The sequence below is a fragment of the Kiloniellales bacterium genome (genome assembly GCA_030064845.1).
In the GTDB taxonomy this organism is placed as follows: Bacteria; Pseudomonadota; Alphaproteobacteria; order Kiloniellales; family JAKSDN01; genus JASJEC01.
Genome location: JASJEC010000072.1, coordinates 1 through 25,189, shown reverse-complemented (window position 1 = coordinate 25,189; position 25,189 = coordinate 1). Strand labels below are relative to the sequence as shown.

Below are 25,189 nucleotides of genomic sequence, written 5' to 3'. Positions count from 1 at the left end.
CTGCTCGGCGACGAGGGTGCGCGCCTCGTTGCGGCCGATCCAATCTCGGCCTTCGCCTCGCCGACGGCCGCGACCAGGCTGTCGCGCAGGGGGCGGCGGCTATCTCTGTGTCCTGCCGGCATCGCCTGGCGCTCCAGGGATCGCGGTCGAGGTAGGCAACCTGGACAGAGCCGGCGGCCTCCCAAAAATCGGCTGCCTCGGCGACCGGCACCGTGGCGAACTCCAGGTTCGTGAGGCGTAGCCATTCCTGCAAGCAAGTGTAACAGACTCCTAACGACCCGCCGCCGCGATGAGCCTGCGGTGCCGGACCGCAGCCCTTGCGCCGCCTCCGTCACGGGCTAAGCTTCGCGCCATGACGCGCCGGCGACTCCCGATCCTCTTCGCGGCCTTGTGCTCGGCTTGGCCGGTCGCGGCCCAGGCCGAGGGCGACGCCGCGGCCGGGCGCAAGATCTCCGAGCAGCACTGCTCGCGCTGCCACGTGGTGGGTGACTACAACAAGTATGGCGGGATCGGCTCGACGCCTTCGTTCCAGCTGCTGGCCAGGCGCGACGACTACCTGGAGCGCTTCCGGACCTTCTACGCCCGGCGGCCGCACCCCGTCTTCGTCCGAGTGCCGGGCGTGCCGCCCTGGACCGACCTGCAGTCGCCCGTGACCCCTATCGAGATCACCCTGGAACAGGTCGAAGACATCATCTCCTTCGTCGAGGCGCTCCGTCTCAAGGAGAAGGCCGGGGACACCCAGGGACAGGTGACGCCGTGACCCGCCGCAATCTCGGGCGCTTTGACTACGTGATCGTCGGCGCCGGCACGGCGGGCTGCGTGCTGGCCAACCGGCTCTCGGCCGACCCCGAGGTCTCGGTCCTGCTGCTCGAGGCCGGCGGCAAGGACGACTACCTCTGGATCCATATCCCGGTCGGCTACCTCTTCACCATGAACAACCCGCGCACCGACTGGTGCTTCATGACCGAGGCGGAGCCGGGCCTGAACGGCCGCGCGCTGAATTATCCGCGCGGCAAGACGCTCGGCGGCTGCTCCTCGATCAACGGCATGATCTACATGCGGGGCCAGGCGCGCGATTACGACCAGTGGCGCCAACTGGGCAACGTCGGCTGGGCCTGGGACGACGTGCTGCCCTACTTCCTGCGCTCCGAGGACCAGGCCCGCGGCGCCGACGAATTCCACGGCGTTGGCGGCGAGTGGCGGGTCGAGAACATCCCGATCACGTGGGAGATCCTCGACGCCTTCCGAGAGGCGGCGGCCGAGGTCGGCATCCCCAAGACCGAGGACTTCAACCGCGGCGACAACGAGGGCTGCGGCTACTTCCAGGTCAACCAGAAGAAGGGCGTGCGCTGGTCCACCGCCAAGGCCTTCCTGCGCCCGGCCCAGGGCCGGCCGAACCTCCGGGTGCTGACCCGCGCCCAGGCGACTGGGATCGGTTTCGACGGCAAGCGCGCCAGGACGCTCGAACTGCTGCTCAAGGGCGAGCCGGCGGTGGCCGAGGCGGAGGGCGAGATCATCCTCGCCGGGGGCGCGGTGGCCTCGCCGACCCTGCTGCAGCACTCCGGCGTCGGTCCTGGCGCCCTCCTGAGGGAGCACGGCATTCCAGTGCTGCACGAACTGGCCGGTGTGGGCGGCAACCTGCAGGACCATCTCCAGGTGCGCCTGGCTTTCAAGGTCCAGGGCACCAGGACCATGAACGAGCGCTCCCACAGCCTCGTTCAGAAGGCGTTCATGGGGCTCGAGTACGCGCTGTTCCGCAGCGGGCCCCTGGTCATGTCTCCGAGCCAGCTCGGCGGCTTCGCCAAGAGCGATCCCAGCCTCGAGACGCCCAACCTGCAGTACCACATCCAGCCGCTCTCGACCGAGAAGCTTGGCGACCCGCTGCACCCCTTTCCGGCCTTCACCGCCTCGGTTTGCAACCTGCGGCCCCAGAGCCGGGGCCGGATCGACATCCGCGGCGCCGATCCCCTGGCGGCGCCGGTCATCAAGCCCAACTATCTCTCGGACGAGGCCGACCGCAAGGTGGCTGCCGAGGCGATCCGCCTGACCCGCAAGATCTGCGCCGCGCCGGCGCTGGCCCGCTTCTCGCCCGAGGAGTTCAAGCCCGGCCCGCGGTTCCAGAGCGACGAGGACCTGGCGCGCGAGGCCGGCAACATCGCCTCGACCATCTTCCACCCGGTCGGCACCTGCAAGATGGGCCGGGACGATCTAGCCGTGGTCGACGATCGCTTGCGGGTCCACGGCCTCGACGGCCTGCGCGTGGTCGACGCCTCGATCATGCCGACCATCACTTCGGGCAATACCAACTCCCCGGTCATCATGATCGCCGAAAAGGCCGCCGACATGATCAAGGAGGACCGCAAGAGCCGCCAACGGCCTGCCGCGTGAGCCCCCTCTCCCTTGGGAGAGGGTCGGGGTGAGGGTGAGCTGTTTGTTTTTTCTGGGGTGGGCCCAACGTGACGCGCACCGAACAAGCGAGAGCCCTCCGGCCCACCAGCACGCCGGCTGAGCGGCATCTCTGGAAGGCTCTGCGCAATCGGCAGATATCAGGGCAGAAGTTCAAGCGGCAGTTTCGGCTCGGCCCCTACATTGCCGACTTCGTCTGTCTGGAACGAAGTCTGGTCGTGGAGTTGGATGGCGGTCATCACTCGGAAACCGAAGAGTACGATCAACAGCGGACCGAGGAACTCAATCGCCTCGGCTTCCGGGTCCTTCGCTTTTGGAACAACGAGGTGCTGCAGAACCTCGATGGCGTTGTCCGGGCCATCGAGGCCGCTTTGGCGCATCAAAACAACGCACCCTCACCCCGACCCTCTCCCAAGGGAGAGGGAGACTAGGCGTCGCCTCGCGCCCTACCGCTTCTCCTCGGGGATCAGGCCGCGCGGCGAGAAACGCAGCACAAGCAGCAGGATCAGCCCCATGGTGATCAGGCGCATGTGGGCCGCGCTCTCGAGCAGATGGAGGCGCAGGGCGCTGTCCTCGGCCAGGCCCGCGGTCAGGGCGTCCATCAGCCAGAGGCCGATCGGCTCGGCCTCGATCCAGAAGAACCAGATCAGGAAGCCGCCGAGCACGGCGCCCGCGTTGTTGCCCGATCCGCCGACGATCACCATCACCCAGATCAGGAAGGTGAAGCGCAGTGGCTGGTACGACGCCGGGGTGAACTGACCGTCCAGGGTGGTCAGCATGGCGCCGGCCATGCCGATCACGGCGGAGCCGAGCACGAAGACCTGCAGGTGCCGGCTCTTGACGTCCTTGCCCATGGCCTCGGCGGCGGTCTCGTTGTCGCGCACCGCGCGCATCATGCGCCCCCAGGGCGAGCGCAGGGCGGTTTCCGACAGCCACCAGACAGCCAGCAGGACGGCGGTGAAAAGCCCGGCATAGCAGAGCTTAACGAGGATCGAGGAGAGATCGACCGTCTCAATGGCCAGGCTCTGGGCCAGCTCCTGGAACCAGGCCGTCTGCTGGAGGTCGACCTCGTGGGGCACGGGCCGCGGCAGGCCGGTCACGTTCTTGACGCCCCGGGTCAGCCAGTCCTCGTTCTTCAGGATGGCGACGATGATCTCCGAGATACCAAGGGTGGCGATCGCGAGATAGTCGGCGCGCAGGCCGAGCGAGATCTTGCCGACGATCCAGGCGGCCCCGGCGGCGAGTGCTCCGCCAACGAACCACGACAGGATGATCGGCAGGCCGAGCCCGCCGAGATAGCCGGTCTTGGCCGGATTGACCGATTCGATCGCGTCGACCGCCGGATCGAAGAAGGCGCGCGCCGCGAAGTATCCCGCCAGGATGACCAGAGCGGCGGCGGCGTCTGCCGGGCCCCGCGGCAGTCTTCGGAACAGCATCACGGTCACGACGATGGTCACCAGCACGATCGCGGCGGCGATCATGATTCGGCCGCCGCCGGCCGCCCAGGCGGCTGCGACCGGCGGCGTCGAGAGCAGCACGCAGGCCAGCCCGCCCAGCGCGGCGAAGCCCATGACGCCGACGTTGAAAAGCCCGGCATAGCCCCACTGGATGTTGACCCCCAGGGCCATGATCGCAGAGATCAGGCAGAGGTTGAGGATGGCCAGCGCCAGGGACCAGCTCTGCAAGACGCCGACCAGGACCAGCAGCAGCGCCATGATGCCGAACAGCAGCGTCTTGCGCCCGGCGCCGCTCACAGCGTCTTGCCCCGGAAGATGCCGGTCGGCCGGGTCAAGAGGACGAGGACCAGGATCACGAAGGAGACGGCGAACTTGTAGTCGGTCGAGAGCAGCTGGACGAGGCCTTCGGGCTCCCAGCTCTCGGGCAGCAGGTAGGCCAGGAACTTCCGGTAGGCGAAGGTGATGCCGATCTCGGAGAAGGCGATCACGAAGCCGCCGGCGATCGCGCCCAGGGGATTGCCCAGCCCGCCGACGATGGCCGCGGCGAAGATCGGCAGCAGCAGCTGAAGGTAGGTGAAGGGCTTGTAGCTCTTGTCGAGGCCGTAGAGCGTCCCGGCTATGGTCGCGAGCACGGCTGTCAGAATCCAGGTAATCATGACCACGCGCTCGGGATTGATGCCCGAGAGCAGCGCAAGATCCTCGTTGTCGGAATAGGCGCGCATGGACTTGCCGGTCCGCGTCCGGTTGAGGAACCAAAAGAGCGCCGCGACGGTCGCGACCGCGGTCAGCACGGTGATCACCTGCGAGGTCTTCAAGGCCAGCCCCTCGGCCAGCCCCGTCGCGCGGCGGAACTCACGGGCGTTGAAGATGAAGCGGGCGCCGTCGGAAATGCTGCGGTCACCCGGTCCGATGATGAAGCGGATGATGCCGTTCATCAGGAACATGACGCCGACGGAGGCGATCAGCAGCGTGACGGTCGGCGCCTTGTGCCGGCGGTAGTGGCGGTAGACCCAGCGGTCGGTCAGGAGGCAGAAGACGATCGTGGCCAGCATGCCGAAGGGCAGGGCTAGCAGCACCGTCGGGAGCGGCCCTAGGCTGACGCCCCAGGCCTGCAGCAGCCACATGGCCAAAATCGACACCATGGCGCCGAACGACATGGTCTCGCCATGGGCGAAGTTGGAGTAGCGCAGGATGCCGTAGACCAGGGTCACGCCGAGCGCGCCGAGCGCGAGCTGGCAGCCGTAGGTCAGGCCCGGCAGGACCAGGAAGTTGGCGATCAGAACCCCCGCGTTGACGAAATCCGGCACCCCCCGTAACCCCCCTTTATCCGCCGAGGAAAGACTTCCGCACCTCGGGATTGGCCAGCAGCGCCTCACCGCTGTCGGTGTAGCGGTTGCGCCCCTGTACCAGCACGAAGCCCTTGTCGGCGATACCCAGTGCCTGGCGCGCGTTCTGTTCGACGATCAGGATGGTGATGCCGCTGCGCGCGATCTCGATGATCCGGTCGAACAGCTCGTCCATCACGATCGGCGAGACCCCGGCCGTCGGCTCGTCCAGCATCAGCAGCCGCGGCTTGGTCATCAGCGCGCGCCCGACCGCCACCTGCTGGCGCTGCCCCCCGGACAGCTCACCCGCCGCCTGTTGACGCTTTTCCTGAAGAACCGGGAAGAGGGCGAAGACTTGGCGCATGGTTTCGCCGATGTCGTCGGTGCGGATGAAGGCGCCCATCTCGAGATTCTCCTCCACCGTCATCGAGGTGAAGACGTTGGAAGTTTGCGGCACGAAGCCCATGCCTTGGCGGACGCGCGCCTGGGGAGTCAGCGCGGTAATGTCCCGGCCATCGAGCATGATGCGCCCCTCACGCAGCTGGACCATGCCGAAGATCGCCTTCATAGCGGTCGACTTTCCCGCGCCGTTCGGGCCGACCACGACGGCGATCTCTCCCCTGTCCACGGCGATCGTGCAGTCGTGAAGAATGTCGGCGCCGCCGTAGCCGCCGGTCATGTTCTCGCCGACCAGGAAGGTCATGCGTCAGGCCCCGGCCGGCGGCCGGTTGCCGTGTCGGGGAATGGGCTCCGGGGGTGCTTCAGGCCGGTGCCGAGGTAGGCCTCGATGACGTTCTCGTTGCTGCGCACCTCTTCCGCCGTGCCCTCGGCCAGGACCGCGCCCTCGGCCATGACGATGACGGGGTCGCAGAGCCGGCTGATGAAGTCCATGTCGTGCTCGATCATGCAGAAGGTGTAGCCGCGCTCCCGGTTGAGCCGCAGGATGGCGTCGCCGATGGTCTTGAGCAGCGTCCGGTTGACCCCGGCGCCGACCTCGTCGAGGAACACGATCTTGGCGTCGACCATCATGGTCCGGCCGAGCTCCAGGAGCTTCTTCTGGCCGCCGGAGAGGTTGCCGGCTGCTTCGTCGGCGACGTGATCGATCTCGAGGAAGGCCATGACCTCGTCGGCCTTGGCGCGTATCGCCGCCTCCTGGGCGCGGACCCTGGCCGGCCTCAGCCAGGTATCGATCAGGCTTTCGCCCGACTGTCCGCCGGGCACCGTCATGAGGTTCTCGCGCACCGTCAATGTCGAGAACTCGTGGGCGATCTGGAAGGTCCTGAGCAGGCCCCGCTCGAAGAGTTCGTGGGGCTGCAGTCCGGTGATGTCGGTCTCGTCCAGGTAGACCCGGCCGGAGGTCGGCGCAAAGTGGCCGGCGATGACGTTGAACAGGGTCGTCTTGCCCGCCCCGTTGGGTCCGATCAGCCCGGTGATCGACCCCGGCTCGACGGCGAGCGAGACGTTGTTGACGGCCTTGAGGCCGCCGAAATGCAGGTGAAGCTCCTCGACCCTGATCATTTCGCGGGCTAGCCGGCCGGAAGGCCCGGGCTCTGCCCGGGCCGTCTCCTGCCTTACCTAGCGATAGCCGACGATAGTGTTCTTGCCGTCCTTGATCAGGATCTCGGCGTAGTTGCCGGCGCTCTCGCCGCCGCCGATCAGCTCCACCGCGGAGGCGCCGACGTAGTCGATGTCGCCGCCCTGCTGAAGGATCCTGATCGCCTTGGCCAGCTCGCCGGGCTGAATCTTTTCGCCGGGGGCGTTGGCTACCATCATGACCTTCTCCTTCAGCTTGGCGCTGTCGGAAGAGCCGGCGGCCTGCATGGCCAGAATGATCAGCGCCGCCGCGTCATAGGACTCGGCGGTGAAGGGACCGGCCTTGAAGCCCGCGGACTGGGCCATCTTGGCGAAGGTCGCGGCGCCCTCGCTATCGGTTCCCGGGCGCGAGCCGTAGGAGCCGTCGAGGTCGCTGCCGATCGCCATCGGCAGGGAATCGCCGATCATGCCGTCGCCCAGGGCGAAGGTGTCGAAGGCTCCGGTGTCGAGCGCGGCCTGGATGATGCCCTTGCCGCCCTGGTCCAGATACCCGGCCACGATGAGCACGTCACCGCCCGCGGCGGCCAGGGCGCCGACCTCGGCGGTGTAGTCGCCCTTGCCGTCTTCGTGGGCCGCCGAGATGGTGATCTTGCCGCCCGCGTTCTCGAAGTTGGTCTTGATGCTGTCGGCCAGACCCTTGCCGTAGTCGTTGTTGGTGTAGGTGAGCGCCGCCTTCTTGACGCCCTTGGACTTCAGGATATCCGTCAGGATCTGACCCTGGCGGGCATCCGACGGCGAGGTCCGGAAGAAAAGGCCGTCATCGGGGGTGTCGGACAGCGCCGGCGAGGTGGCCGAGGGCGAGATCATCACGATGCCCTGGGCCATGGCGACGTTCTTGAGGATGGCCGTGGTCACGCCGGAGCAGTCCGCCCCGACGATCGCCTTGACCTTGTCGGACGTGATCAGGCGCTCGGCCGCCGCGGAGGCCGCAGCCGCGTCGACGCAGGTGGAATCGCCGCGGATCGGCACCACCTTGGAGCCGCCGAGGATCCCCCCGGCGTCGCTGATCTCCTTCATGGCCAGTTCCGCGCCGGCGGCCATGTCCGGGGTCAAGGATTCGATCGGGCCGGTGTAGCCCAGGATGACGCCGAGCTTGATATCCTCGGCGGTGGCCGGGCCGGCCAGCAGGGTCGCGCCGAGGGCGGCAAGAAGCAGTCGTCTCATCTCGAATACTCCTCTCTGTTTCTGGTCTTTGGGCAATCTTAGCTCTTCTGATAGGCGAAGACCCGGTGCTTCATCTGTCCTTCGGTCTTCGAATAGGGCATGGAGCGGAAGGGATCCGTGGCCTCCTTCCGCGCCCAAACGCCGGCCGCGGTGAGGTGCTCCAGCATCTCGCTGTAGCCGCCTTCCGCGAGCGCGGGCACCGAGACCGAGAAGATCAGGAAGCCGCCCGGCCTGGTCGTCGCGACCATGCCCTCGAGCGCGTCGGGCGGGGCGTGGCCGAGGGTGAGGACCCCGAAGGAGACGACCGCGTCGAAGTGTCCCTCCGGCAGGTCGATCTCTCGTCCGAGACCGAGCTCGTGGGTCGCCCCGTAGACCCCTTTGCCGCCGGCGACCTCGAGCATGCTGGCGTTGAGGTCGAGACCCTCCAGGTTGCGATAACCCAAGGGCGCCAAGGCTTCGCCGATCAGCCCCGTGCCGCAGCCCGCGTCGAGGATCTTCGCGTTGCGGTCGGCGACGTAGCGGCAGACCAGGCCGGTGGCGACGGCCGGCAGGCGGTAGCCCGTGGCGCAGAGATCGCGCTCGTAGTTCTCCGCCCAGGCGTCGTAGTGCCCCATCAGCTGGTCCGGGGTCTCGGCCCCATAGACCTTGTCGAGCCAGGGATCGGCGTCGCCGTTCATTCTTCTCGTCGACTTTCGTTTTCTCGACACTCGTACCCAAGGGTATCCGAAGTCTCCCAAGCGGGGTAAGCACGAAATCCTTCGCGCTCCCCTGTCGACCGCGTGAAGCCGGGCACCGGCATCGGAACTTCCCTGACGGTCTCGAGGCGGTCTAACCTGTCTCGACAGCATTCCATCGTTTTGGGGCCCCGAATGGAACTCTCGGAAGCCGAGGTCCAGCTACTGGCCTCGTTGGAGAAGGCGGAGAGCGAAGGCGCGTCTTCCGACAGGGCCTCGCTCGAGGCCGAGGCGGAGCGCTTCTGGATCTTTCGCGAGGACTGGTCGGACGCCTACGGGAGTCTCGTGGCCAAGGGCCTGATCGACGGCAGCGATAGAGGCTACCGCCTGACCGCGGCGGGACGCCCTCTGGCGCAGCGCTATCACAGCGAGCGGCCGGATATGTACTGGTACTATTACCAGAAGTTCTATCAGGCGGCCTGGGCCAGCGAGGCGCACTCCGAACTGTGCCGACGCGTTTTCGGCGAGGACCTCTGCCAGGAAGGCCAGACCGACATGGCTTCGCTCCAGGACCTTTTGGACCTTCTCGATATCAAGCCGGGGGAACAGGTGATGGATCTCGGCTGTGGGGCGGGCGCTATCGCCGAGTACATCTCAGACCGGACGGGCGCTCAGATTACCGGTCTCGACTATGCCGAAGCGGCGATCGACGAGGCCAACCGGCGAACGGAAGACAAGCGGTCCCGCATGCGCTTCGTGCAGGGCGATTTGAACCTCCTCGACCTCTCGGAGCAGTCGCTCGATGCCGTCATTTCTCTCGATACGCTCTATTGGGCCGCCGATCTCGAGAAGACCCTATCCGATGTCGCGGCTGCGCTCAGTCCGGGCGGCCGTATGGGGATCTTCTTCAATCACCACATTGAAGAGGGAGAGGATCCGGGCGATCTCGCGCCCGAGCGCAGCGAACTGTCGGAAGCGCTTTCGAGTCTGGGTCTCTCTTTCGAAACCCGGGACTACACAACGCAGATCGGCGAGTTCTGGCACAGGAACTTGCGGGCCGCGACCGACCTACGGGGCGCCTTCGAGGCCGAGGGCAACGGCTTCATCGCGGCCAGCCTGATCCGGGAATCCGAGGAAGAGTACCTGCCCGACGTGGAAGCCGGCCGGATTGCGCGCTACCTCTATCACGTCCGCATCTAGCCGAACTCGCCAATCAGGCGCTGTGCGTGGCGAGTGTTGCGTCGGCCGCGGGGACGTGAAATCAAGGAGGAAGGCCAGGGTTTAGGCGGGGAGCAGGCGGGCATGACCGAGGATTTTCAACCGATCGATTCCGCGGTGACGCCGCGCTTCGCCGAGCCGGCGACCTTCATGCGGACCCGGCATGTGCCGGTCGGGCAGGCCGAGGCGCTCGACATCGGACTGGCCGGCGTGCCCTACGACATGGGCTCGACCAACCGGGCCGGACCGCGCCACGGGCCGGCGCAGGTGCGCGAGATGTCGCGGCTGATCCGCCAGGTCAACGCCTCGAGCCGGATCGCGCCATTCGAGCTCTGCAAGGTGGGCGACGTCGGCGACGCCCCGGTCAACCCTCTGGAGCCGCTCGGCAGCATCGATACGATCACCGGCTTCTACGACGCCTTGCATCGCAAGGGCGTGGTGCCGGTCTCGGCCGGCGGCGATCATACCGTCACCCTGCCGATCCTGCGCGGCATCGTGAAAGACGGACCGGTCGGGATCGTCCACTTCGACGCCCACGCCGATACCCTCGACGAACTGCTTGGCTCGCGGGTGAACCACGCGACCGTGTTCCGACGCGGCGTGGAGGAGGGGATCATGGACCCCGAGCGGGTGGTCCAGATCGGCCTGCGCGGCACCCGCTACAGCGACGAGGACATCCAATACGGCTACGACGTCGGCATGCGGGTGATCACCATGGACGACTTCGAGGAGATGGGCCGCAAGGCGGTGATCGAGGAGACCCGCCGCGTGATCGGCGACGGGCCGGCCTACGTCACCTTCGACATCGACGGCCTCGACCCGGTCTTCTGCCCGGGCACCGGCGCGCCCGAGCCGGGCGGCCTCTCGATGCGCGATGCCCAGGTGATGATCCGCGGCCTGCAGGGCCTTGACCTGATCGGCGGCGACGTCTGTGAGGTCGCCCCGCCGCTCGACCCCGCCGGCCACACGGCGCTCAACGGCGCCAACCTTATGTTCGAGATCCTCTGTGTGGTTGCCCACTCAGTTGCCGCCCGGCGCGACGGATGACTGTCGACGGCTGAACGCCAGCACGAAGTAGGTCCTTGGATCGCCGTCTGCCGGGTTCTTCCTGGCCAGTACCTCGGTGACGAACCCGGCCTGCTCTGCAAGCTCCACCGTATCATTGAGCTCCGGGTAATTCGCCTTGGTCATTAGGATTCTCCCGCCGGGTTCAAGGTGACGGGGCGCCTCGGCAAAGAAGGCCCTGTGGGTCTCGAAACCGGAGTCCCACTGCGCCGCCTCGACCGCGTCCCTGGCCACTTCGCTTCGGCCAGGCAGGTTGGCAATGATCGTCTCGAACTTCTCGGTTTCGGCGATCGCCGAGAACCCATCTGAAAGGCGCACGTCGATGGAGCCTTGAAGTCCGTGGCGCTCCACGTTCACGCGCGCGTTGCGAACGGCGTTCTGGTTGAGGTCGACCGCAAGTGCGCTGACGGCACCGCGAAGCACGGCAAAGATGGCGAGAACGCCTGAGCCGGTTCCCATGTCGAGAACCGAGCTCCCGGGTGCGACATCCAGGGAATTTATCGTGAGCCTCGTGTCGCCCCGCGGCGGAAAGACGTTTGGAAGTACGGTGAAGTTCTTCCCGCAACACTCTACGGCCAATCCATTTTTCGGCACCTCGCGCCACGACTTCTGCTGGGCGATCTGCTTCCTGGTCACAATCTCCAGGTCGGCCGGGCCGAGTGTTTGAAAGCGCGCCATGGCGGTTGTTCCAGCAGATCAGCCGTTCGCTGGGAGCCCGACGGCCTGCCGGCGTGCGAGACCATAGGGCGAGCCGTGACTTGGCCGTTTCACGGTGCCGGCGGCAGCTTGCTTAGGTGGCCGCGCTTGACGAAGAGCCGGCAGCCGGACTCGCTGACCAGTTCCGAGGCCCGGCCAATGGGATTCCGCAGCCAGGTGCCTTCGCCGTACTGCCCGTGGTCGTCGCCGCAGTTCCCCTCAATGACATAGATCTCCTCGCCGCCGGGCAGTTCTCGCGCCGGCAGGGAAGCGCCGGGTGCGAGGCGGTAGAGCGCGTTGCTCTCGGCCTCGAACTGGTGGAGCGCCATGACCTCGACACCCTCCTGGTCGCCGGGCTGCCAGAGGTCCTCCCGGGTCATGTCGATGTTCACGAAGGCCTGGTCCTCGGGGTGCATCCACCAGAGCTTGACCAGGATTACCGCGCCCTCGTCGGAGCGCGGCTCGTGGCGCGAGCCGACGGGATTGCGCACGTAGCTGCCGGTCGGGAAGTCGCCGCTGTCGTCGTTGAAGGTCCCTTCGAGGACCAGGTACTCCTCGCCGCCGCCGTGGGTGTGGGGCGTGAAATGGCTGCCGGGCGCATAGCGCACGATTGAGGTGACCCGGGCGACCTCCTCGCCGTCCCGCTCCAACATGCGGCGCTCGACACCGGCCAGGGGCGAGGGCACCCAGTCGAGGCTGCGGCTGTCCACGACGGCGCGCTGGGAAACATCGGCGTTGATCTTCATGGCGGGTTCTCCGGATCTTTCGCGGGCGGGCGCCCTGGACATGGCGTCGATCAGTGCGATCTGCTACCCCCGGAGTGTTCCCGGGTTCCTTCCGAAATCCAACCGTCCGCGTCCCAGGTCAGGAGGCTCCATGGCGCTCGAAACCCTGTTGTTCTTCATCATCGCGCTAATCGTGGGCGCCGGCTATCCCATCCAGGCAGGCGTCAACGCCACCTTGGCTCAGTTCCAGGGCCATCCCTTGTTGGCCGCCTTCACCAACACCATGGTTGCGAGCCTTGTCCTTCTGGTCGTCATGCTGATTTTTCGGGTGCCCCTGCCGCCGGTCGGCGCGATCGCGGCGGCGCCCTGGTGGGCCTGGACCGGCGGCTGCCTCGGCGGCATCTTCGTGCTCAGCGCCCTGGTGATCGCGCCGAAGCTGGGCGCCGCCGCTTTCATCTCGACCACCATCGTCGGCACCATGACCGCCTCGCTGCTGATCGACCACTACGGCCTTCTGGCCTACCGGGTCCAGCCGGTCACCACACAGCGGTTGATCGGCGCCGGCCTGGTGATCGCCGGCATGATGCTGATTCAGTGGCGGCGCTGACCGGAGCCGGGGAACGAAGGTCCGGATCAGCGGTGATCACGCGCCGCGGCTGAGTCGGTCGGCCAGCTTGAGCAGGCTCGGCAGCCGATGAGGGCCGCTCATGCGCGCGACCGCTTCGGCGGCCTCCCGCGCGGAAAAACCGGCGGCGGTGACGAAGAGGGGACGCTCGCTACGGCCGCGCAAGACCGCCTCGGCGTGACGGCTGCCGGCGAAGGGCCGCTTGGCGACGCCGACCACGGGCACCGCCGCGCCGAGCGCGTCGAAGAGGTGGGCGCCCAGGCCCTTGCGGCCGTGCTCGTCGAGATGGACGTAGCCGTCGATGACGACGATCGATGGGCGGGCGGAGAGGCTCGAGAGAAACGCCACGATGCAAGGCAGCTCCCGCAGATAGAAAGCTCCCGGCTGGTAAGCGGCGGCCGTTTCGTCCTGCTCCAGCACGTGGGTGGACAGGGGCTCCGCGTCGGTCCACCGGCGAAACAGCACGCCCGCGGTCCGGGCTGTCCGCGCGCCGTAGTGGGTGTCGGTAGCGAGTATCACGACGGTCCAACCTGGCCGCTATGGGTGACGCCGCCCAATGCCACGCTTCTTGACGCCATGGCAAGGCGTTGGGAGGCTGATGCTTGTCTAGCTGGGGACGGATGCACCGTGGCACGCGCTCTTCGCATCGGCCTTTTCTCGACGGCCCTGGTGCTTCTCGCCGGGGTGGCGGGCGGCCTCTATGTCTTCAGCCTTGTGACCAGCGATCATCTGGAATTCCAGGACGGCGGCCTCACCTACGCGATCGTCGTGAACAGCAGGACCGTCTCCGAATGGCCACGCGACGAGCCTGCGCGCTTCTCGTACAGCGCCAGGGATGGCACGGCGCCGGCCGTCATCATCTTGAGCTACCAGAGCCAGGATAGTGTCTCGGACCTGATGCAGAAGATTCGGGACCATTGCCGGACGAATGGATTTGCCTGGATCCCCGAGGACTGGTTTCTCCCGGACACCGTGATGGCCTGCGACGCCGAAGACTACCGCATCGAGGTTGCGCTGGAGAAACAGGGCGGCCGCAACGGCGTGCGGGTCAACTTCCTGGAGCAATAGCCGGCGCTTGCGGTCAATCCTCCAGACCCCCTCCGCAGCCCATGCGCCGCACCGGATAGGGCTCGGCCGCGAAGCAGGCGCAGTACTCGGCGACCAGGGGCTCGAGCTGCCGGGCCGCGGCCTTCTGCGGCTCGGTCGCCTGGTTGAGGCGGTCCTGGGTCTCGCGCACCTCGGCGATCAGCTTGTCCAGGTCGATCGTCGTGAAGCGCCGGTTCTCGTAGACCAGGCTGCCGCCGATCATGACGCTCTCGACCGAGCCGCCGTCGTCGCAGTGGACCAGCTGGTTGACCGGATCGTTGAGCGGCACATAGGCGAGGTCGTCGAGGTCGAGGAACACGATGTCGGCCTTGAAGCCCGGCGCCAGGCGGCCGAGCTGGTGCTGGCGCCCCATGGCGCGGGCGCCGCCCTGGGTGGCCATCTCGAAGACCCGGTCGGTGGTCAGCCAGTCGTTGACGTCGTGCGACTGGACCCGCGAGACGAAGGAGGCCAGGCGGGCGGCCTCGAACATGTTCTGGTTGTCCGACGAGCTCGAGCCGTCGCTGCCGACCGCCAGGTTGACGCCGGCCCGGTCGAGCAAGTTCAGGGGCGGCAGGCCCGAGCCGAGGCGCAGATTGCTGCCCGGGTTGGTCGCCACGCTGGCGCCCCGGTCGGCGAGCAGAGCCACGTCGTCCTCGTCCAGCCAGATGCCGTGGGCCGCGGTGAAGCGCTCGTTGACCAGGCCGAGGGCCTCGCAGTAGGCGGTCAGGCTCCGCCCGTAGCGGCGCCGTCCTGACAGCGCCTGGATCTTGGATTCGGCGAGATGGGTGTGAACAAATGCGCCGAACTCATCGGCCAGGGCGCCGCAGGCACGCAGGAAATCCTCGCTGCACAGCAGGGGGATGGTCGGGGCCAGGGCGAAGTCGACCCGGTCCCGGTCGAACGGCCAGTCGCGCAGCAGGTGCCGACAGTTCTCTATCATCGGCTCGAAGGTTCCGCCGCGGAACCTCGACACCTCGTCGCGCAGTGCCGCGGGAAGGCCCTCCACCAGGCCCGGCACGGCGTCGTAGAAGCTGATATCCGCCATCATGGGAGCGATCAGCGCCCGCATGCCGATGTCGCGGTAGGCCCTGGCCACCGCGCCGATCCCTTCCGGGGTGGGCATGGGGATCTCGTTGGTCAGGTCGTAGGCCGCGGTGCATCCGCGCCGGATCATCTCGGCCGCGTTCAGCAGTGTGGCGGCGTAGCGGTCCTCGTGGGAGCGGCCGCCGGTGATCCAGTAGCTGGCGTTGAGCAGCAGTTCCAGCGACCAGCGGTCGCCCCGGCCCTTGCCGAGGGAGCCGTGGCCGTGGGTATGGGCGTTGATCAGGCCGGGGATCAGCAGCCGTCCCTCGGCGATGACCGAGCGCGCGTCCTCGGGCGCGGCCAGGCCCGGCGGCCCGATCTCGCGGATCGTGTCGCCCTCGATCAGGATGTCCGCCGGTTCCGCCGTGCGGGCCCTGTGATCGAGTAGGCGCCCGCCGCGGATCACGAGCCGGTCACGCGTCATTGGCCGCCTCCTCAGGCCGGCTGCTGCTGCGTGATGCAGTGGATCGCGCCGCCGCCCGGCGCGATCGCCGTAACGTCGACCTGGACCACCGTTCGCCCGGGAAAGGCGGCGGCTACGGCGTCCCGCGCCCGTGCGTCGCCCGGCACGCCGTAGCCCGGCAGGATCACGGCGCCGTTCGCCAGGTAGAAGTTGATGTAGGAGGCGCAGAAGACGTCGCTCGTCGGCTCTGCCTCGTCGGCGTAGTCGATCGGCAGGATCTCCAGCTTGCGGCCCTTGGCGTCGACCGCGTTCTCCAGGGCCTGGCGGTTCTCCGCCAGGACCGCGTGGAAGGGATCGCTGCGATCCCTGGCGCTCTCCATCAGCGCCACCCCGGGGCGCGCGAAGCAGGCCAACCCGTCGACATGGCCGTCGGTCTCTTTTTCGTCGGGGTCGCCCGGCAACCAGATCAGCTTCTCCGCGCCCAGCGCCCAGAGGATCTCGCGCTCGGCCTCTTCCTTTGACCAGCCGGGATTGCGGTTGGCGTTGAGCACGCAGGACTCGGTGGTCAGAACCGTGCCCTCGCCGTCGACATGCAGCGCGCCGCCCTCCAGGAAGAGGGGCGACTGAAAGCAGCGCGCCCCCAGGTGATCGAGGACGCGCCCGGCCAGGAGGTTGTCCTGGTCGTAGGGCTCGTGCTTCACCCCCCAGGCATTGAACCGCCACGAGGTGCCGGCGAGGGCGCCGGACTCCCGGTGCTTCAGGAAGGTCGGTCCGCTGTCGCGGGCCCAGGCGTCGTCGATCGTTATCGGCAGGATCTCGACGCCGGGCCCGCAGAGCCGGCCCGCGGTGTCGGCGGCCTCCGGCGTCGCCACCATGGTGACCGGTTCGAAGCGCGCGATCGCTCGTGCCACCTCGGCGTAGCCGTGCTGCGTGCGCTCCAGGTCCTGGACGAGGTCCACCCTGTGCGGCCAGGCCATCCAGCAGCGCGCGTGGGGCTCCCACTCGGCCGGCATGGCGTAGCCGGCGTCGAGCGGGTTCTGCGCTTCACCGGGCTTCTCGATCTGGGTCATCTCATCCGCCCTCGCTGACGGCTTCAGCGTAACACGCTTGCCCCGCGCCGTCCGATGCTTCAGGTCCGGTCCAGCGCGGCCGCCCGCCGCGCCTTGCCGGCCGTCGCCAGCTGGTTCTCCCGGTAGGCCATGTAGCTGGCGCTGGCGAAGATCATGGCGCCGCCCAGCCAGACGAAGAGGTTGGGCACCTCGGCGAAGATCAGGAAGCCGAGCAGCGCCGCCCAGATCAGCTTCAGGAAGTCGAAGGGCATGACGACATTGGTCTCGGTCTCCTTGAGGGACTGGGTCACCGCGACCTGGCCGAGGGAGCCGAGAGTGCCGATGACCAGGAGCCAGAAGAGCTGTTCGAGATCCGGCGCGGTCCAGACGAAGAGGGCCGGGCCGAAGGAGAGCAGCGACAGCAGGATGCTCATGTAGAGCGTGATCGTCATGCTCGATTCCGTGCGGCTCAAGACCTTGATCATGATCAGCACGCCGCCCCAGAGCAGCGCGGAGGCGAGGGCGAGCAGCGTGCCCGGGTCGGTCGGCGCCAGGCCCGGCCGCAGGACGACCAGGGTGCCCGCGAAGCCGACCACGATGGCGATCCAACGGCGCAGGCGGAAGGTCTCGCCGAGCACCAGGAGCCCGAGCAGCGCAGCGAAGATCGGCGCGGTGAAGGCCAGCGCCGTGACCTCCGCCACCGGGGTCAGGCTGAGCGCGGTGAAGAAGGCGAACATGGCGATCACGTTGACCACCGCCCGCAACCAGTGAAGGCTGTGGCGCGCCTGGCGCAGCGGCGTCAGGCCGTAACGCAGGATCCAGGGCAGGAAGACGAGCGTGCCGAAGAGGTTGCGGAAGAACGAGATCTGCAGAGGGTCGATCTCCGCGGCGAGAAAGCGGACCAGGATATGCATGGTCGAGAAGGCCAGCGTCGAGGCCACCATCAAGACGATCCCGCGGATCGAGCCGGTCGCTCCCTGCCAGAATCTGGCCCAGAAGCTCGCGGTCCGGCGGAGCACGGCCCGGCCTCGGGACGCGCGGGGCCCGACTAGGCCGGCCGCGCGTCGGCCACCGGCAGGCGGGTCTCGGCGACGCCCAGGCAGTCGGCGCCGTCGCGCATGACGATCTGCGGGTTGGCGAAGTAGTTGGGCGAGACCTTCGCTTCGGCCCACTCCGCCGGCCGCCGTGCTTCGACCGCGTCGAAGACCGCCTGGGGCAGGCGCCGGTCGACCTGGACCTTCGCGCCGCCGTCGACATTGAGGCGCGGCGTCGCCACGGCCTGCTCCAGGGACAGCCCGCCGTCCACCAGGAACGACGTAAGCTGGAAGACCGCTGGCAGGATGCGCCGGCCGCCCGAGGCGCCGAGGGCGAACCAGGGTTCGCCGTCCCGGGTCACGGCGAGCGGCACCATGTTGCTGAGCGGAGCCACGCCCGGCGCGATCGAGTTGGGCCGTCCCGGCTGCGGATCGAACCACATGACGCCGTTGTTCATGAGGACACCGCTGGACGGCAGCAGGACCTTCGAGCCGAACAACGAGAGCAGGGTGTTGGTGAGCGCCACCATGTTGCCGGCGCCGTCGATGACCGAGAGGTGCGTGGTCGACCCCCGGCCGGAAGCGTCGCCGTCGTGGCCCATGGTCTCGAGACGTTCGGCGTAGGCGCTGGAGAGCGCCTCGGCATAGGCCGCGTAGGCCTCCGCGCCCGGTGCGCCGGCGGCGAGGGGCGGCAGGGCGCCGAGGGCCGCGGCGAAGCTCGGACCCGCATTGAGGCCCGGCGGCAGGTGGATCTCGGCGTCGCCGCGGCGCACCACCAGGGGGTCCTGCACCACGGCGCGATAGGCCGCGAGATCGGCCGCCGTGACCCGTGAGCCGGCCGCGGCGAGGTCGTCGGCCAGGGTGGCCGCCAGCGCGCCCTCGTAGAAGTCCCGGTGCCCGGCGCGGGCGAGCTGCTCCAGGCTGCCGGCCAAGGCGCCCAGGTCGAGCCGGCCGCGCCCGGACTCCGGCACCCGCGGCGGCAGCCCGCCCGGCAGGTAGACCCGCGACGCCGCCTGGTTCTCGATCAGGTCGTGGGCCTCGCCCGCGACCTTGAGGGTGGTCCACCAGGTGACCGGGTGGCCCTCCTTGGCGAGCCCGATGGCCGGTTCCAGAACGGCGCGCCAGGGCAGGGAGCCAAAACGCTCGAGGGCGACAGCCAAGCCGTCGACGCTGCCTGGAACGGCGATCGAGAGCGGACCCTTGACGTTGCGGTTTTCCTTTACCGCCGGCCAGCCGAAAAGATCGGCATCGGTGCCGCCGCCCGAAAGCAGATAGTCCGAGGGATCCAGCCCGGCGGGCGCGACCATCGCGAAGTTGACGATCTTCGAGCGCCGTTCGGCGGCGCGATAGACCGTCATGTAGCCGCCGCCGCCGATCCCGCTCATCCAGGGCTCGAGCACGCCGAGCGCCAGGGCCGTAGCGACGGCCGCGTCGACCGCGTTGCCGCCGTCGCGCAAGACGGCGGCGCCGATCTCGGCCGCTTCGGCGTGCTGCGCCGCGACGACACCGCGGGGCGAGCGGACCACGGCCTTCGAGATCCGCCAACGCTCTTCCCTGCCGTCCATCGCCCGTCCCCCTCGCAGCGCGTTCAAGTCACCCCGACGTTATCCAAGTCGTCGGCCCAAGAACAGCAGTTCGCGGCCCTGCCAGGGCCGGACCAGCGCTTCGGTCAGCCCGAGCCGGCGATAGAATTCGGCGTTGCGGGCGTCGGGCGCGGTCACGACGTGGACCCCAGCCACTTCGCGCTCGCGACAGGTCGCGACGAAAGCCCCGGCGAGCCGCGAGCCGAGACCGCGCGACCGGAATGTCGGGTGGAGGTTGATATGGAAGTGCGCGGGAAAGGCCGCGAAGCGGTCATCGAACAGTCCGTAGTGGGGCAGGTCGCGATAGAGACGGTCGGCGGCGGCGCTGTCGAGGCATCCCGTCAGGTATCCGGCCAGGCGGCCGTCCGGCGCAACGGCAAGGAGAAAATGCTCCGCCGCCTGCTCCCGGTAGTATCCGGTCCAGCGCCGGAGGAAATCCGCCTTTTCCTCGGCCGACCGGAAGCGCTTTCTGGAAGATGCCAGAAAGAATATCTCCGCGACCTCGGCCCAGCGGTCCTTCGCCTCGTCCGGCAGGGGGCGAAACACCACCTCCTCGATGGTGTGCTCGGGGTTAGGGCCGCTGCTCGGCATGGCGCGCAAGTCGCTCAAGTCAAAGGGATCGCTGCACGCCGTCGCGGCGCGCCGCGGGCCTCTCGATAGCATTCTGAAATCTGGCATGTAATTCATTTTCTGCTAGAATGTGCCGCAGGGGGAAGCGAGGCGCCGCGCCCGGCCAGAGCAGGGCGGGGTAGCGTGTGTCGTTTTCAGTGCTGGTTGGGTTGCGAGGATGTGAACAGGGGCAAGGGAGACGCTGCACCATGCGGATGCTAGCGGTTTGTGTGTTGTCATTGTCGGCCTTTGCCTTGACCGGCTGTCTGGGCCTCGAGACCAAGGGGCCGGAGGAAACGTCGGACAGGCCGATGACGGCGCCGGAGATCTTTCAGGCGCAGCCGGGTTTGACCCCCAAGGAACGGTGGAAGAAGGCTCTCGACCTCTTGCAGGTCGGCGAGGCGGGGCAGGCGCGAGCCGAACTGGCGGCTTATCTGAGGGAGCGCCCTGGCAGGAAGCGGGCCATCGATCTGATTGAGCAGATCGACAGCGACCCGGTCGCCTATCTCGGCGAGGACTATTTTCTCTACCGGATGGAGCGGGGCGACTCCCTCTCCATCGTGGCAAAGAGAATGCTCGGCGATCCGCTGAAGTTCCACGCGCTGGCCCGCTACAACGGTATCGAGAACCCGAGCAAAATGGTGGTCGGGCAGACGATCAAGGTGCCCGGAACGGAGCCGCCGGCCATGGAGAGCCAGGTAGCTGCGGTCGACGCGCCTGCCGTCGAAACCCTGGAGCCTGGAACCCCGCTGATAAGCGAGGAAGAGGCCGAGATGCTGGAGGCTGCCGACGAAGTGGTGGCGGCCGAGGGCTCGGCGTCTGGCCTGTCGGAGGCGGACTTCGCCGATACGGAACCGGGCGAAGCGGAGCTCCTCGAGACGGAGCCCTCCGAAACGGCGATCGGAGAAGCAGGGGCGGCGGACGATCAGAGCGCCTCCGAAGAGGGCATCGGGACGCAGGAGGCTTCCCTGGACTTCGGGACCGGCGTCGAAGGCGACGCAAACGGGGAGACCGACGAGACCAGCGCGAAGGCCGTGATCCTGGAGACCGATCCGCCGGGCGAGAGCGGGGCGGTCACGCTCGACCAGTTGATGACTCAGGCCGTCGAGAAGGCCCAGCAGGGCGACTTCGTCGGTGCCAGCGATACCTACGAAGAGGCGGTCAAGCAGTATCCCGACGCCTATTTCGTCAAGCAGCAGGCTGCGCTGAACTATCTGACCTACGCCGATACACTGGAAACCAAGGGCGATCGCGAGCAGGCCTCGGTGGTGCTGGTGCGGGCGCGCCAGCTGGACCCGCAGAACCAGGAGGTCGAGCAGCGCCTCGGGCGCTTCGCTAAGTTGGACGAGGCCGACGCCCTCTATCAGGAAGGGACCAGCTATCAGGCCAACGACGACGTGATCCAAGCCTACAAGTCCTACCAGAGGGCGGTCGATGTGGTTCCCGATCACTCACTGGCCAACAAGAAGCTGCTCGTGCTCACCCCGGTCGTCGCCAAGGAGTATTACCGCAGGGGCCTGAGGGCTTTTCAGCGGCAGGAGCTGGACGAGGCGATCGCCATGTACGACGAGTGCCTGACGGTCGATCCGGGCTTCGCGTCCTGTTCCGTCAAGCGGCTGGAGACCGTCGAGCTTAAAGAGAGTCTGGGGACCGTCCCCGATTGAGGTGCTGCGGAAGTCGCGCTCTCGACCGTCAGTTTTCGGACGGGATATCCGATAGGGTGTCCTGGATTTTGTAGGCTTTATCCAAGTAGCTGCGCGCCCGAAGATGGGAAGGGTCGTATTCCAGGCTCTCTTCCCAGTAGTCGATCGCCTGTCCGATGTCGCTCTTGAAGACCTTCACGCCCTCCTCGTAGGCCTGCTGCGCCAGTTTGGCGCTGGCGTCGTTCAGGGCGGCCTGGGTCAGGGGATCGGCGACCTTGGCATAGTCTGCCGAGGCCCGCAGGTGACTGACCGACTCGCGAAGTTTGCCGTCCTGATAGTAGGCGATTCCGACCTGGCGATGGGTTTCCGCCAGGAGATCCCGCGCGGTGCCGTCCTTGGGGAAGCGCTGGAGATGGGTCTTCAGCCGCGGGATGGCGGCCAGATGGTTGCCGTTCTTGGCCAGGTCGATGGCGGTCTCCAAGGATTCCGCGCGCGCGGCTTCCATCGCCCGGTCGGCGTCGACCGAACGTGCCGCGAGCTGCGTGCCGCGCTCGGCCTCGTCGTCCGCATCGAGCGGCGGCGATTCCTGAAACTGGGCGCCGTCGATGATCTCCAGGGCGGCCGCACTCCGGCCCTTTGTCCTTCTTTCTCCGGCCGCCGCCGGGGTGACGGGAGGCGCCGGCCGCTCGCTCGATGTGACGGGCGGGGCCGGTCGAGCAGCCGTCGGCGGTTGGGCGTAGGCGATCCTCGGGCGGTTGCGCCGGACCTGGGCGGCCTCCATGGCCTGCAGACCCGCCCGCGCCTCTTCGTTCAATCCGTCGTACGCCAGCACCTCGAGGAAAGCTGCCTTGGCGGCCTTCGCCTGCCGCTTGGCGACCGCCTTGCGGCTCCGCTTCAGCGCCTCTTCGACCCGGCGGTCGCGCTCGGCCTCGAGGGCCTTCCGCTTGATGCTGTAGGTAGCGTTGTCACCGTCGAGCAGCTCCAGAATTCGCCATTGCTGCACGGCCGCCATCAGATCGCCCTCGCTGGCCAGCCGCTCTGCGCGCGCGGCGCGCGCTTCCAGCGCGGAAGGTTCGCTGCCGTTCGACATGACTATCTCGGGCAGGGGCTCCGGCTGGGCGCACCCGAAAGCCAGCAGCAGCGGCAGCAGAATGACGTCGAAACGGCGTCGTGGAGGCGTCATTTCAGCGAGATCTTCTCGAACGTCTGCAGCCGTCTGGCGAAGGTCTTGAGACTGTCCCCGCAGTAGATCTGTGTCCGCCTCAGGACCAGCGGGTGTGCGAAAGTCGGGTTGCCGCCACGGGTTACCGTCGCGGCCAAGGTGTATCCCGCCTCCGCCGCGGCTTCGATGACGATCTCGTTCTCCGCGCCGTAGGGGTAGGAGAAGGTGTGGATCGGCAGGCCCAGCTTGCGTTTGATCAATTCGGCCGGATGGCGAAGCTCCATCGCCAGCCGCTTCCGGTAGGCCTTCTCGCTCTCGCCCTCGAGGCGCAGGGTCAGGTCGCTGTGGGTCTTGGAGTGCGGCTGGATATCGATCAGACCCGTATCCACCATCTCTCTCATCTCTTTCCAGGTCAGACCGGCGCCGGCACCGACGAAATCGGAATAGACGAATATTGTCGCCGGGTAATCGAAACGCTTGAGGACCGGAAAGGCGATCTCGTAGACCGACTTGTAGCCGTCGTCAATCGACAGGATCACCGATCTGCGCGGCAGGCTCACATTGCCCGCCATGAAATCCGCCAAGTCCTTGAAATCGATCACCCGGAAGCCGCGGTCGCGCAGATAGGCCATTTGCGCGACGAAGGCGTCTTCGGAGACCGCGAGCCTGCCGCAATCGGACTTGCCCGGGGTGAAGCGGTGGTAGGTCAGGATGGGTATCTTCTGAAATCCGCCGTCGAACATGCCGGCCTTGCTGATCGGCTTCAGCGGGATCACCACTTCCTCGCCCGCCTTGACGCGCCGAATGCCGTTCAGCTCGGCGATAACCCAGCCCTTTTTTTCATCGCCGAGATACTGGGCGGCCAGCGATCCGAGGGTATCGCCGCTGCCCGCCGTCAGGACCAGGAAATCCGAGTTCTTGGCGATCACGTCCTGGTCGAAGGGGCTGCGCACGCAGGCGGACAGGACGCCGAGCAGTGCGACAGCGAGCCACAGCCGCGCGGCACCCAATGGCCGGGACAACCGGCCGGCGGCCGGCCGCGGGCGGACGGTTCCGAGCGTTCCCGTCACTTCGTCAGGCCGCCGACCGGGGCTGGGTTTCTTCGTCATCACGTGCTTCCAGCGCAGCCGCCATTCGGTTGAATTCCGCATAGGCCTCGCCCAATTCATCGTTCCTCTGCTCCGAGATGCGGCAGTCGTAGTTGCCCGTCGCGATCTGCTCCATGGCGGTGCACAGCGACTTGATCGGCCGCGACAGCAGTCTCGCCAGGACGTAGGACACCAGGCTGACCGCGAGCACGGTGACCAGCGCCAAGGCGATCAGCAAGAGCCGGGTCGTGTCTACGACACTCTGGAGCGGCGTGCGGGACAGGCCCAGGCGGATCTTGCCGACCTGTTTGCCCGTGAAGAGGATCGGCGTTTCGAAGTCGAGCACCTCTTCCCCGCTCGATAGCTGCGCCAGGCCGGCCCGCATGGTCCCGTCCGGGTCTTCGTACAGCAGCTCGGTGACCTCCGGCCCGCTGTACTTCTGGTCGAGCCACTCCTTGTGCGTGGCGCCGCGGACCACGCCCAGGTGGTCCATGACCGCGAGGTAGACGAAGGTCTCCCGCTCCATCGCCTCTTCGACGAAGGTCTCGATCGTGATCCAGTCCTGTTGGAGGACCGGCACCGCGGATTCAGTGGCGATGAAGGTGGCGAGCGATGTGCCAGAGTCGACCGCGAACTGGCGCAGCGAATGGCTCTGCCGAGATTCGATAAAGTAGACGCTGACCGCCATCGTCAGGGCGACCAGACCCGCCATCACCAGCGACCAGCGGACCCGGATCGGGATAATCCTGTGGCGTTCCTTGTCCTTGGACAGCTCTTCGAGGACCTGCTGTTCGTGGCGCAGCGCCCGGGCAAGCTCGTCGCCGCTTTGGAAGCGGCGCTCCGGCGACTTGGCGAGCAGCTTCCCGATGATGTGCTGCAGACCCGCCGGCAGGCCCGGCGCGCTCTGGCCCAGCGGTTCGGGCTCGTCGCGGGTGATCTTGTAGAGCAGCGTCGCCATGGAATCGCCCTCAAAGGGCTTCTGGCCACTGCACATCTGATACAGGACGACGCCGACCGAGAAGAGGTCGGAGCGGCCGTCGACCTTCTGTCCCATGACCTGCTCCGGCGACATGTATTGCGGCGTTCCCAAGACCGTGCCCACCTGGGTCTGCTGGGCGTTAGGATCGTCGATGTGGGCGATCCCGAAATCGGCGATTTTGATCGTTTCGCCGTCTGCCAGCACCATGATGTTGCTCGGCTTGATGTCGCGGTGGACCACCCCGTGGTTGTGCGCGTAGTCCAGGGCGTCGGCCAGCTGGATGCCGATCGAGAGGACCTTTTCCATCGGGACGGGCGTGCCGGGCTCGAAGACCTCGCCAAGCGGCGAGCCGGTCACCAGCTCGATGATGATGTAGGGTCGATTGTCGATCTGGCCGATGTCGTAGACCGTCACGATATTGGGATGGGAGAAGGCGCCGGCGGCCTTCGCCTCGCGCATGAAGCGCTCGACGTAGCTGTCGTCGAGACACCATTCCTTCTTCAGGATTTTCAGCGCCAGCTC

The 25,189-nt window shown here is 67.3% G+C and carries 25 protein-coding genes; 8 read left to right on the top strand and 17 right to left on the bottom strand.

What is annotated here, in order from left to right:
* The first annotated feature begins 352 nt into the window (after positions 1 to 352).
* The 3 genes from QNJ67_19265 (at position 353) to QNJ67_19255 (ending at position 2,837) form a co-directional block, all read left to right on the top strand.
* Positions 353 to 760, top strand: a complete 408-nt coding sequence (locus tag QNJ67_19265; GenBank protein MDJ0611124.1) for a hypothetical protein — start codon at positions 353 to 355, stop codon at positions 758 to 760.
* Complete coding sequence (locus QNJ67_19260) at positions 757 to 2,388, top strand: GMC family oxidoreductase N-terminal domain-containing protein (GenBank protein MDJ0611123.1); 1,632 nt, start codon at positions 757 to 759, stop codon at positions 2,386 to 2,388. Before QNJ67_19265 ends, QNJ67_19260 begins: the two co-directional genes overlap by 4 nt.
* Before the next feature lie 68 nt (positions 2,389 to 2,456).
* Positions 2,457 to 2,837, top strand: coding sequence for an endonuclease domain-containing protein (locus QNJ67_19255; protein MDJ0611122.1), 381 nt, complete (start codon positions 2,457 to 2,459; stop codon positions 2,835 to 2,837).
* A gap of 15 nt (positions 2,838 to 2,852) precedes the next feature.
* On the opposite strand, the gene QNJ67_19250 is transcribed toward QNJ67_19255, so the two are convergent.
* From QNJ67_19250 to QNJ67_19225, 6 genes are read right to left on the bottom strand one after another with little or no spacing between them, the layout of a single operon-like run.
* Complete coding sequence (locus tag QNJ67_19250) at positions 2,853 to 4,160, bottom strand: branched-chain amino acid ABC transporter permease (protein ID MDJ0611121.1); 1,308 nt, start codon at positions 4,158 to 4,160, stop codon at positions 2,853 to 2,855.
* The gene (locus QNJ67_19245; GenBank protein ID MDJ0611120.1) at positions 4,157 to 5,170 is read right to left on the bottom strand and encodes a branched-chain amino acid ABC transporter permease; all 1,014 of its coding nucleotides are present in this window, start codon (positions 5,168 to 5,170) and stop codon (positions 4,157 to 4,159) included. Before QNJ67_19245 ends, QNJ67_19250 begins: the two co-directional genes overlap by 4 nt.
* Positions 5,171 to 5,186: 16 nt before the next feature.
* The gene (locus tag QNJ67_19240) at positions 5,187 to 5,891 is read right to left on the bottom strand and encodes an ABC transporter ATP-binding protein (GenBank protein ID MDJ0611119.1); all 705 of its coding nucleotides are present in this window, start codon (positions 5,889 to 5,891) and stop codon (positions 5,187 to 5,189) included.
* A complete protein-coding gene (locus QNJ67_19235; protein ID MDJ0611118.1) occupies positions 5,888 to 6,706 on the bottom strand; it encodes an ABC transporter ATP-binding protein in 819 nt (272 codons plus the stop codon). The genes QNJ67_19240 and QNJ67_19235 overlap by 4 nt, the downstream gene beginning before the upstream one ends.
* A gap of 57 nt (positions 6,707 to 6,763) precedes the next feature.
* Entirely contained in the window at positions 6,764 to 7,945 is a 1,182-nt protein-coding gene (locus QNJ67_19230) for an ABC transporter substrate-binding protein (protein MDJ0611117.1), read from the bottom strand.
* Between the two features lie 38 nt (positions 7,946 to 7,983).
* Positions 7,984 to 8,622: a class I SAM-dependent methyltransferase gene (locus QNJ67_19225; protein MDJ0611116.1), complete on the bottom strand. Its 639-nt coding sequence runs from the start codon at positions 8,620 to 8,622 to the stop codon at positions 7,984 to 7,986.
* A gap of 192 nt (positions 8,623 to 8,814) precedes the next feature.
* Between QNJ67_19225 and QNJ67_19220 the strand changes: the two genes are divergently transcribed.
* Together QNJ67_19220 and QNJ67_19215 are read left to right on the top strand one after the other, a co-directional pair.
* Positions 8,815 to 9,819 (top strand): class I SAM-dependent methyltransferase, encoded by a 1,005-nt coding sequence (locus tag QNJ67_19220; GenBank protein MDJ0611115.1) that lies wholly within the window; start codon positions 8,815 to 8,817, stop codon positions 9,817 to 9,819.
* Positions 9,820 to 9,921: 102 nt separating this feature from the next.
* Positions 9,922 to 10,884: an agmatinase gene (locus tag QNJ67_19215; protein MDJ0611114.1), complete on the top strand. Its 963-nt coding sequence runs from the start codon at positions 9,922 to 9,924 to the stop codon at positions 10,882 to 10,884.
* Here QNJ67_19215 and QNJ67_19210 read toward each other — a convergent pair.
* Both QNJ67_19210 and QNJ67_19205 read right to left on the bottom strand, forming a co-directional pair.
* Positions 10,858 to 11,580 carry a tRNA (adenine(22)-N(1))-methyltransferase TrmK gene (locus tag QNJ67_19210; protein MDJ0611113.1) on the bottom strand — a complete coding sequence of 241 codons (723 nt, stop codon included), beginning with the start codon at positions 11,578 to 11,580 and terminating at the stop codon, positions 10,858 to 10,860. The genes QNJ67_19215 and QNJ67_19210 overlap by 27 nt on opposite strands.
* Before the next feature lie 89 nt (positions 11,581 to 11,669).
* Positions 11,670 to 12,344 carry a cupin domain-containing protein gene (locus QNJ67_19205; GenBank protein ID MDJ0611112.1) on the bottom strand — a complete coding sequence of 225 codons (675 nt, stop codon included), beginning with the start codon at positions 12,342 to 12,344 and terminating at the stop codon, positions 11,670 to 11,672.
* 130 nt (positions 12,345 to 12,474) lie between these two features.
* On the opposite strand from QNJ67_19205, the gene QNJ67_19200 reads away from it, so the two are divergent.
* Entirely contained in the window at positions 12,475 to 12,930 is a 456-nt protein-coding gene (locus tag QNJ67_19200; protein ID MDJ0611111.1) for a DMT family transporter, read from the top strand.
* Between the two features lie 36 nt (positions 12,931 to 12,966).
* On the opposite strand, the gene QNJ67_19195 is transcribed toward QNJ67_19200, so the two are convergent.
* Positions 12,967 to 13,467 carry an endonuclease V gene (locus QNJ67_19195; GenBank protein MDJ0611110.1) on the bottom strand — a complete coding sequence of 167 codons (501 nt, stop codon included), beginning with the start codon at positions 13,465 to 13,467 and terminating at the stop codon, positions 12,967 to 12,969.
* Positions 13,468 to 13,575: 108 nt separating this feature from the next.
* Between QNJ67_19195 and QNJ67_19190 the strand changes: the two genes are divergently transcribed.
* A complete protein-coding gene (locus QNJ67_19190; protein MDJ0611109.1) occupies positions 13,576 to 14,016 on the top strand; it encodes a hypothetical protein in 441 nt (146 codons plus the stop codon).
* Between the two features lie 13 nt (positions 14,017 to 14,029).
* On the opposite strand, the gene QNJ67_19185 is transcribed toward QNJ67_19190, so the two are convergent.
* From QNJ67_19185 to QNJ67_19165, 5 genes are read right to left on the bottom strand one after another with little or no spacing between them, the layout of a single operon-like run.
* Entirely contained in the window at positions 14,030 to 15,541 is a 1,512-nt protein-coding gene (locus QNJ67_19185) for an amidohydrolase family protein (GenBank protein MDJ0611108.1), read from the bottom strand.
* 11 nt (positions 15,542 to 15,552) lie between these two features.
* Positions 15,553 to 16,590 carry an agmatine deiminase family protein gene (locus tag QNJ67_19180; GenBank protein MDJ0611107.1) on the bottom strand — a complete coding sequence of 346 codons (1,038 nt, stop codon included), beginning with the start codon at positions 16,588 to 16,590 and terminating at the stop codon, positions 15,553 to 15,555.
* Positions 16,591 to 16,649: 59 nt separating this feature from the next.
* Complete coding sequence (locus QNJ67_19175; GenBank protein ID MDJ0611106.1) at positions 16,650 to 17,588, bottom strand: DMT family transporter; 939 nt, start codon at positions 17,586 to 17,588, stop codon at positions 16,650 to 16,652.
* 29 nt (positions 17,589 to 17,617) lie between these two features.
* Entirely contained in the window at positions 17,618 to 19,168 is a 1,551-nt protein-coding gene (locus QNJ67_19170; GenBank protein ID MDJ0611105.1) for a gamma-glutamyltransferase, read from the bottom strand.
* Between the two features lie 39 nt (positions 19,169 to 19,207).
* Positions 19,208 to 19,795 (bottom strand): GNAT family N-acetyltransferase, encoded by a 588-nt coding sequence (locus QNJ67_19165; protein MDJ0611104.1) that lies wholly within the window; start codon positions 19,793 to 19,795, stop codon positions 19,208 to 19,210.
* Positions 19,796 to 20,106: 311 nt separating this feature from the next.
* On the opposite strand from QNJ67_19165, the gene QNJ67_19160 reads away from it, so the two are divergent.
* Positions 20,107 to 21,459 carry a tetratricopeptide repeat protein gene (locus QNJ67_19160; protein MDJ0611103.1) on the top strand — a complete coding sequence of 451 codons (1,353 nt, stop codon included), beginning with the start codon at positions 20,107 to 20,109 and terminating at the stop codon, positions 21,457 to 21,459.
* A gap of 28 nt (positions 21,460 to 21,487) precedes the next feature.
* On the opposite strand, the gene QNJ67_19155 is transcribed toward QNJ67_19160, so the two are convergent.
* The 3 genes from QNJ67_19155 to QNJ67_19145 form a co-directional block, all read right to left on the bottom strand.
* Positions 21,488 to 22,621, bottom strand: coding sequence for a hypothetical protein (locus QNJ67_19155; GenBank protein ID MDJ0611102.1), 1,134 nt, complete (start codon positions 22,619 to 22,621; stop codon positions 21,488 to 21,490).
* Positions 22,618 to 23,709, bottom strand: coding sequence for a polysaccharide deacetylase family protein (locus tag QNJ67_19150; protein ID MDJ0611101.1), 1,092 nt, complete (start codon positions 23,707 to 23,709; stop codon positions 22,618 to 22,620). Before QNJ67_19150 ends, QNJ67_19155 begins: the two co-directional genes overlap by 4 nt.
* Positions 23,675 to 25,189 (bottom strand): protein kinase (locus QNJ67_19145; protein MDJ0611100.1); only part of this gene is annotated, 1,515 nt, incomplete at its 5' end. The genes QNJ67_19150 and QNJ67_19145, both read right to left, overlap by 35 nt.

Bases quoted from the DNA above. Each gene is read 5' to 3' on its own strand.
- QNJ67_19160 (MDJ0611103.1), top strand. From the start codon at position 20,107: ATGACGGCGCCGGAGATCTTTCAGGCGCAGCCGGGTTTGACCCCCAAG.
- QNJ67_19210 (MDJ0611113.1), bottom strand. From the start codon at position 11,580: ATGGCGCGCTTTCAAACACTCGGCCCGGCCGACCTGGAGATTGTGACC.
- QNJ67_19235 (MDJ0611118.1), bottom strand. From the start codon at position 6,706: ATGATCAGGGTCGAGGAGCTTCACCTGCATTTCGGCGGCCTCAAGGCC.
- QNJ67_19150 (MDJ0611101.1), bottom strand. From the start codon at position 23,709: ATGACGAAGAAACCCAGCCCCGGTCGGCGGCCTGACGAAGTGACGGGA.
- QNJ67_19240 (MDJ0611119.1), bottom strand. From the start codon at position 5,891: ATGACCTTCCTGGTCGGCGAGAACATGACCGGCGGCTACGGCGGCGCC.
- QNJ67_19265 (MDJ0611124.1), top strand. From the start codon at position 353: ATGACGCGCCGGCGACTCCCGATCCTCTTCGCGGCCTTGTGCTCGGCT.
- QNJ67_19205 (MDJ0611112.1), bottom strand. From the start codon at position 12,344: ATGAAGATCAACGCCGATGTTTCCCAGCGCGCCGTCGTGGACAGCCGC.
- QNJ67_19170 (MDJ0611105.1), bottom strand. From the start codon at position 19,168: ATGGACGGCAGGGAAGAGCGTTGGCGGATCTCGAAGGCCGTGGTCCGC.
- QNJ67_19220 (MDJ0611115.1), top strand. From the start codon at position 8,815: ATGGAACTCTCGGAAGCCGAGGTCCAGCTACTGGCCTCGTTGGAGAAG.
- QNJ67_19215 (MDJ0611114.1), top strand. From the start codon at position 9,922: ATGACCGAGGATTTTCAACCGATCGATTCCGCGGTGACGCCGCGCTTC.
- QNJ67_19185 (MDJ0611108.1), bottom strand. From the start codon at position 15,541: ATGACGCGTGACCGGCTCGTGATCCGCGGCGGGCGCCTACTCGATCAC.
- QNJ67_19225 (MDJ0611116.1), bottom strand. From the start codon at position 8,622: ATGAACGGCGACGCCGATCCCTGGCTCGACAAGGTCTATGGGGCCGAG.
- QNJ67_19155 (MDJ0611102.1), bottom strand. From the start codon at position 22,621: ATGACGCCTCCACGACGCCGTTTCGACGTCATTCTGCTGCCGCTGCTG.
- QNJ67_19230 (MDJ0611117.1), bottom strand. From the start codon at position 7,945: ATGAGACGACTGCTTCTTGCCGCCCTCGGCGCGACCCTGCTGGCCGGC.
- QNJ67_19200 (MDJ0611111.1), top strand. From the start codon at position 12,475: ATGGCGCTCGAAACCCTGTTGTTCTTCATCATCGCGCTAATCGTGGGC.
- QNJ67_19180 (MDJ0611107.1), bottom strand. From the start codon at position 16,590: ATGACCCAGATCGAGAAGCCCGGTGAAGCGCAGAACCCGCTCGACGCC.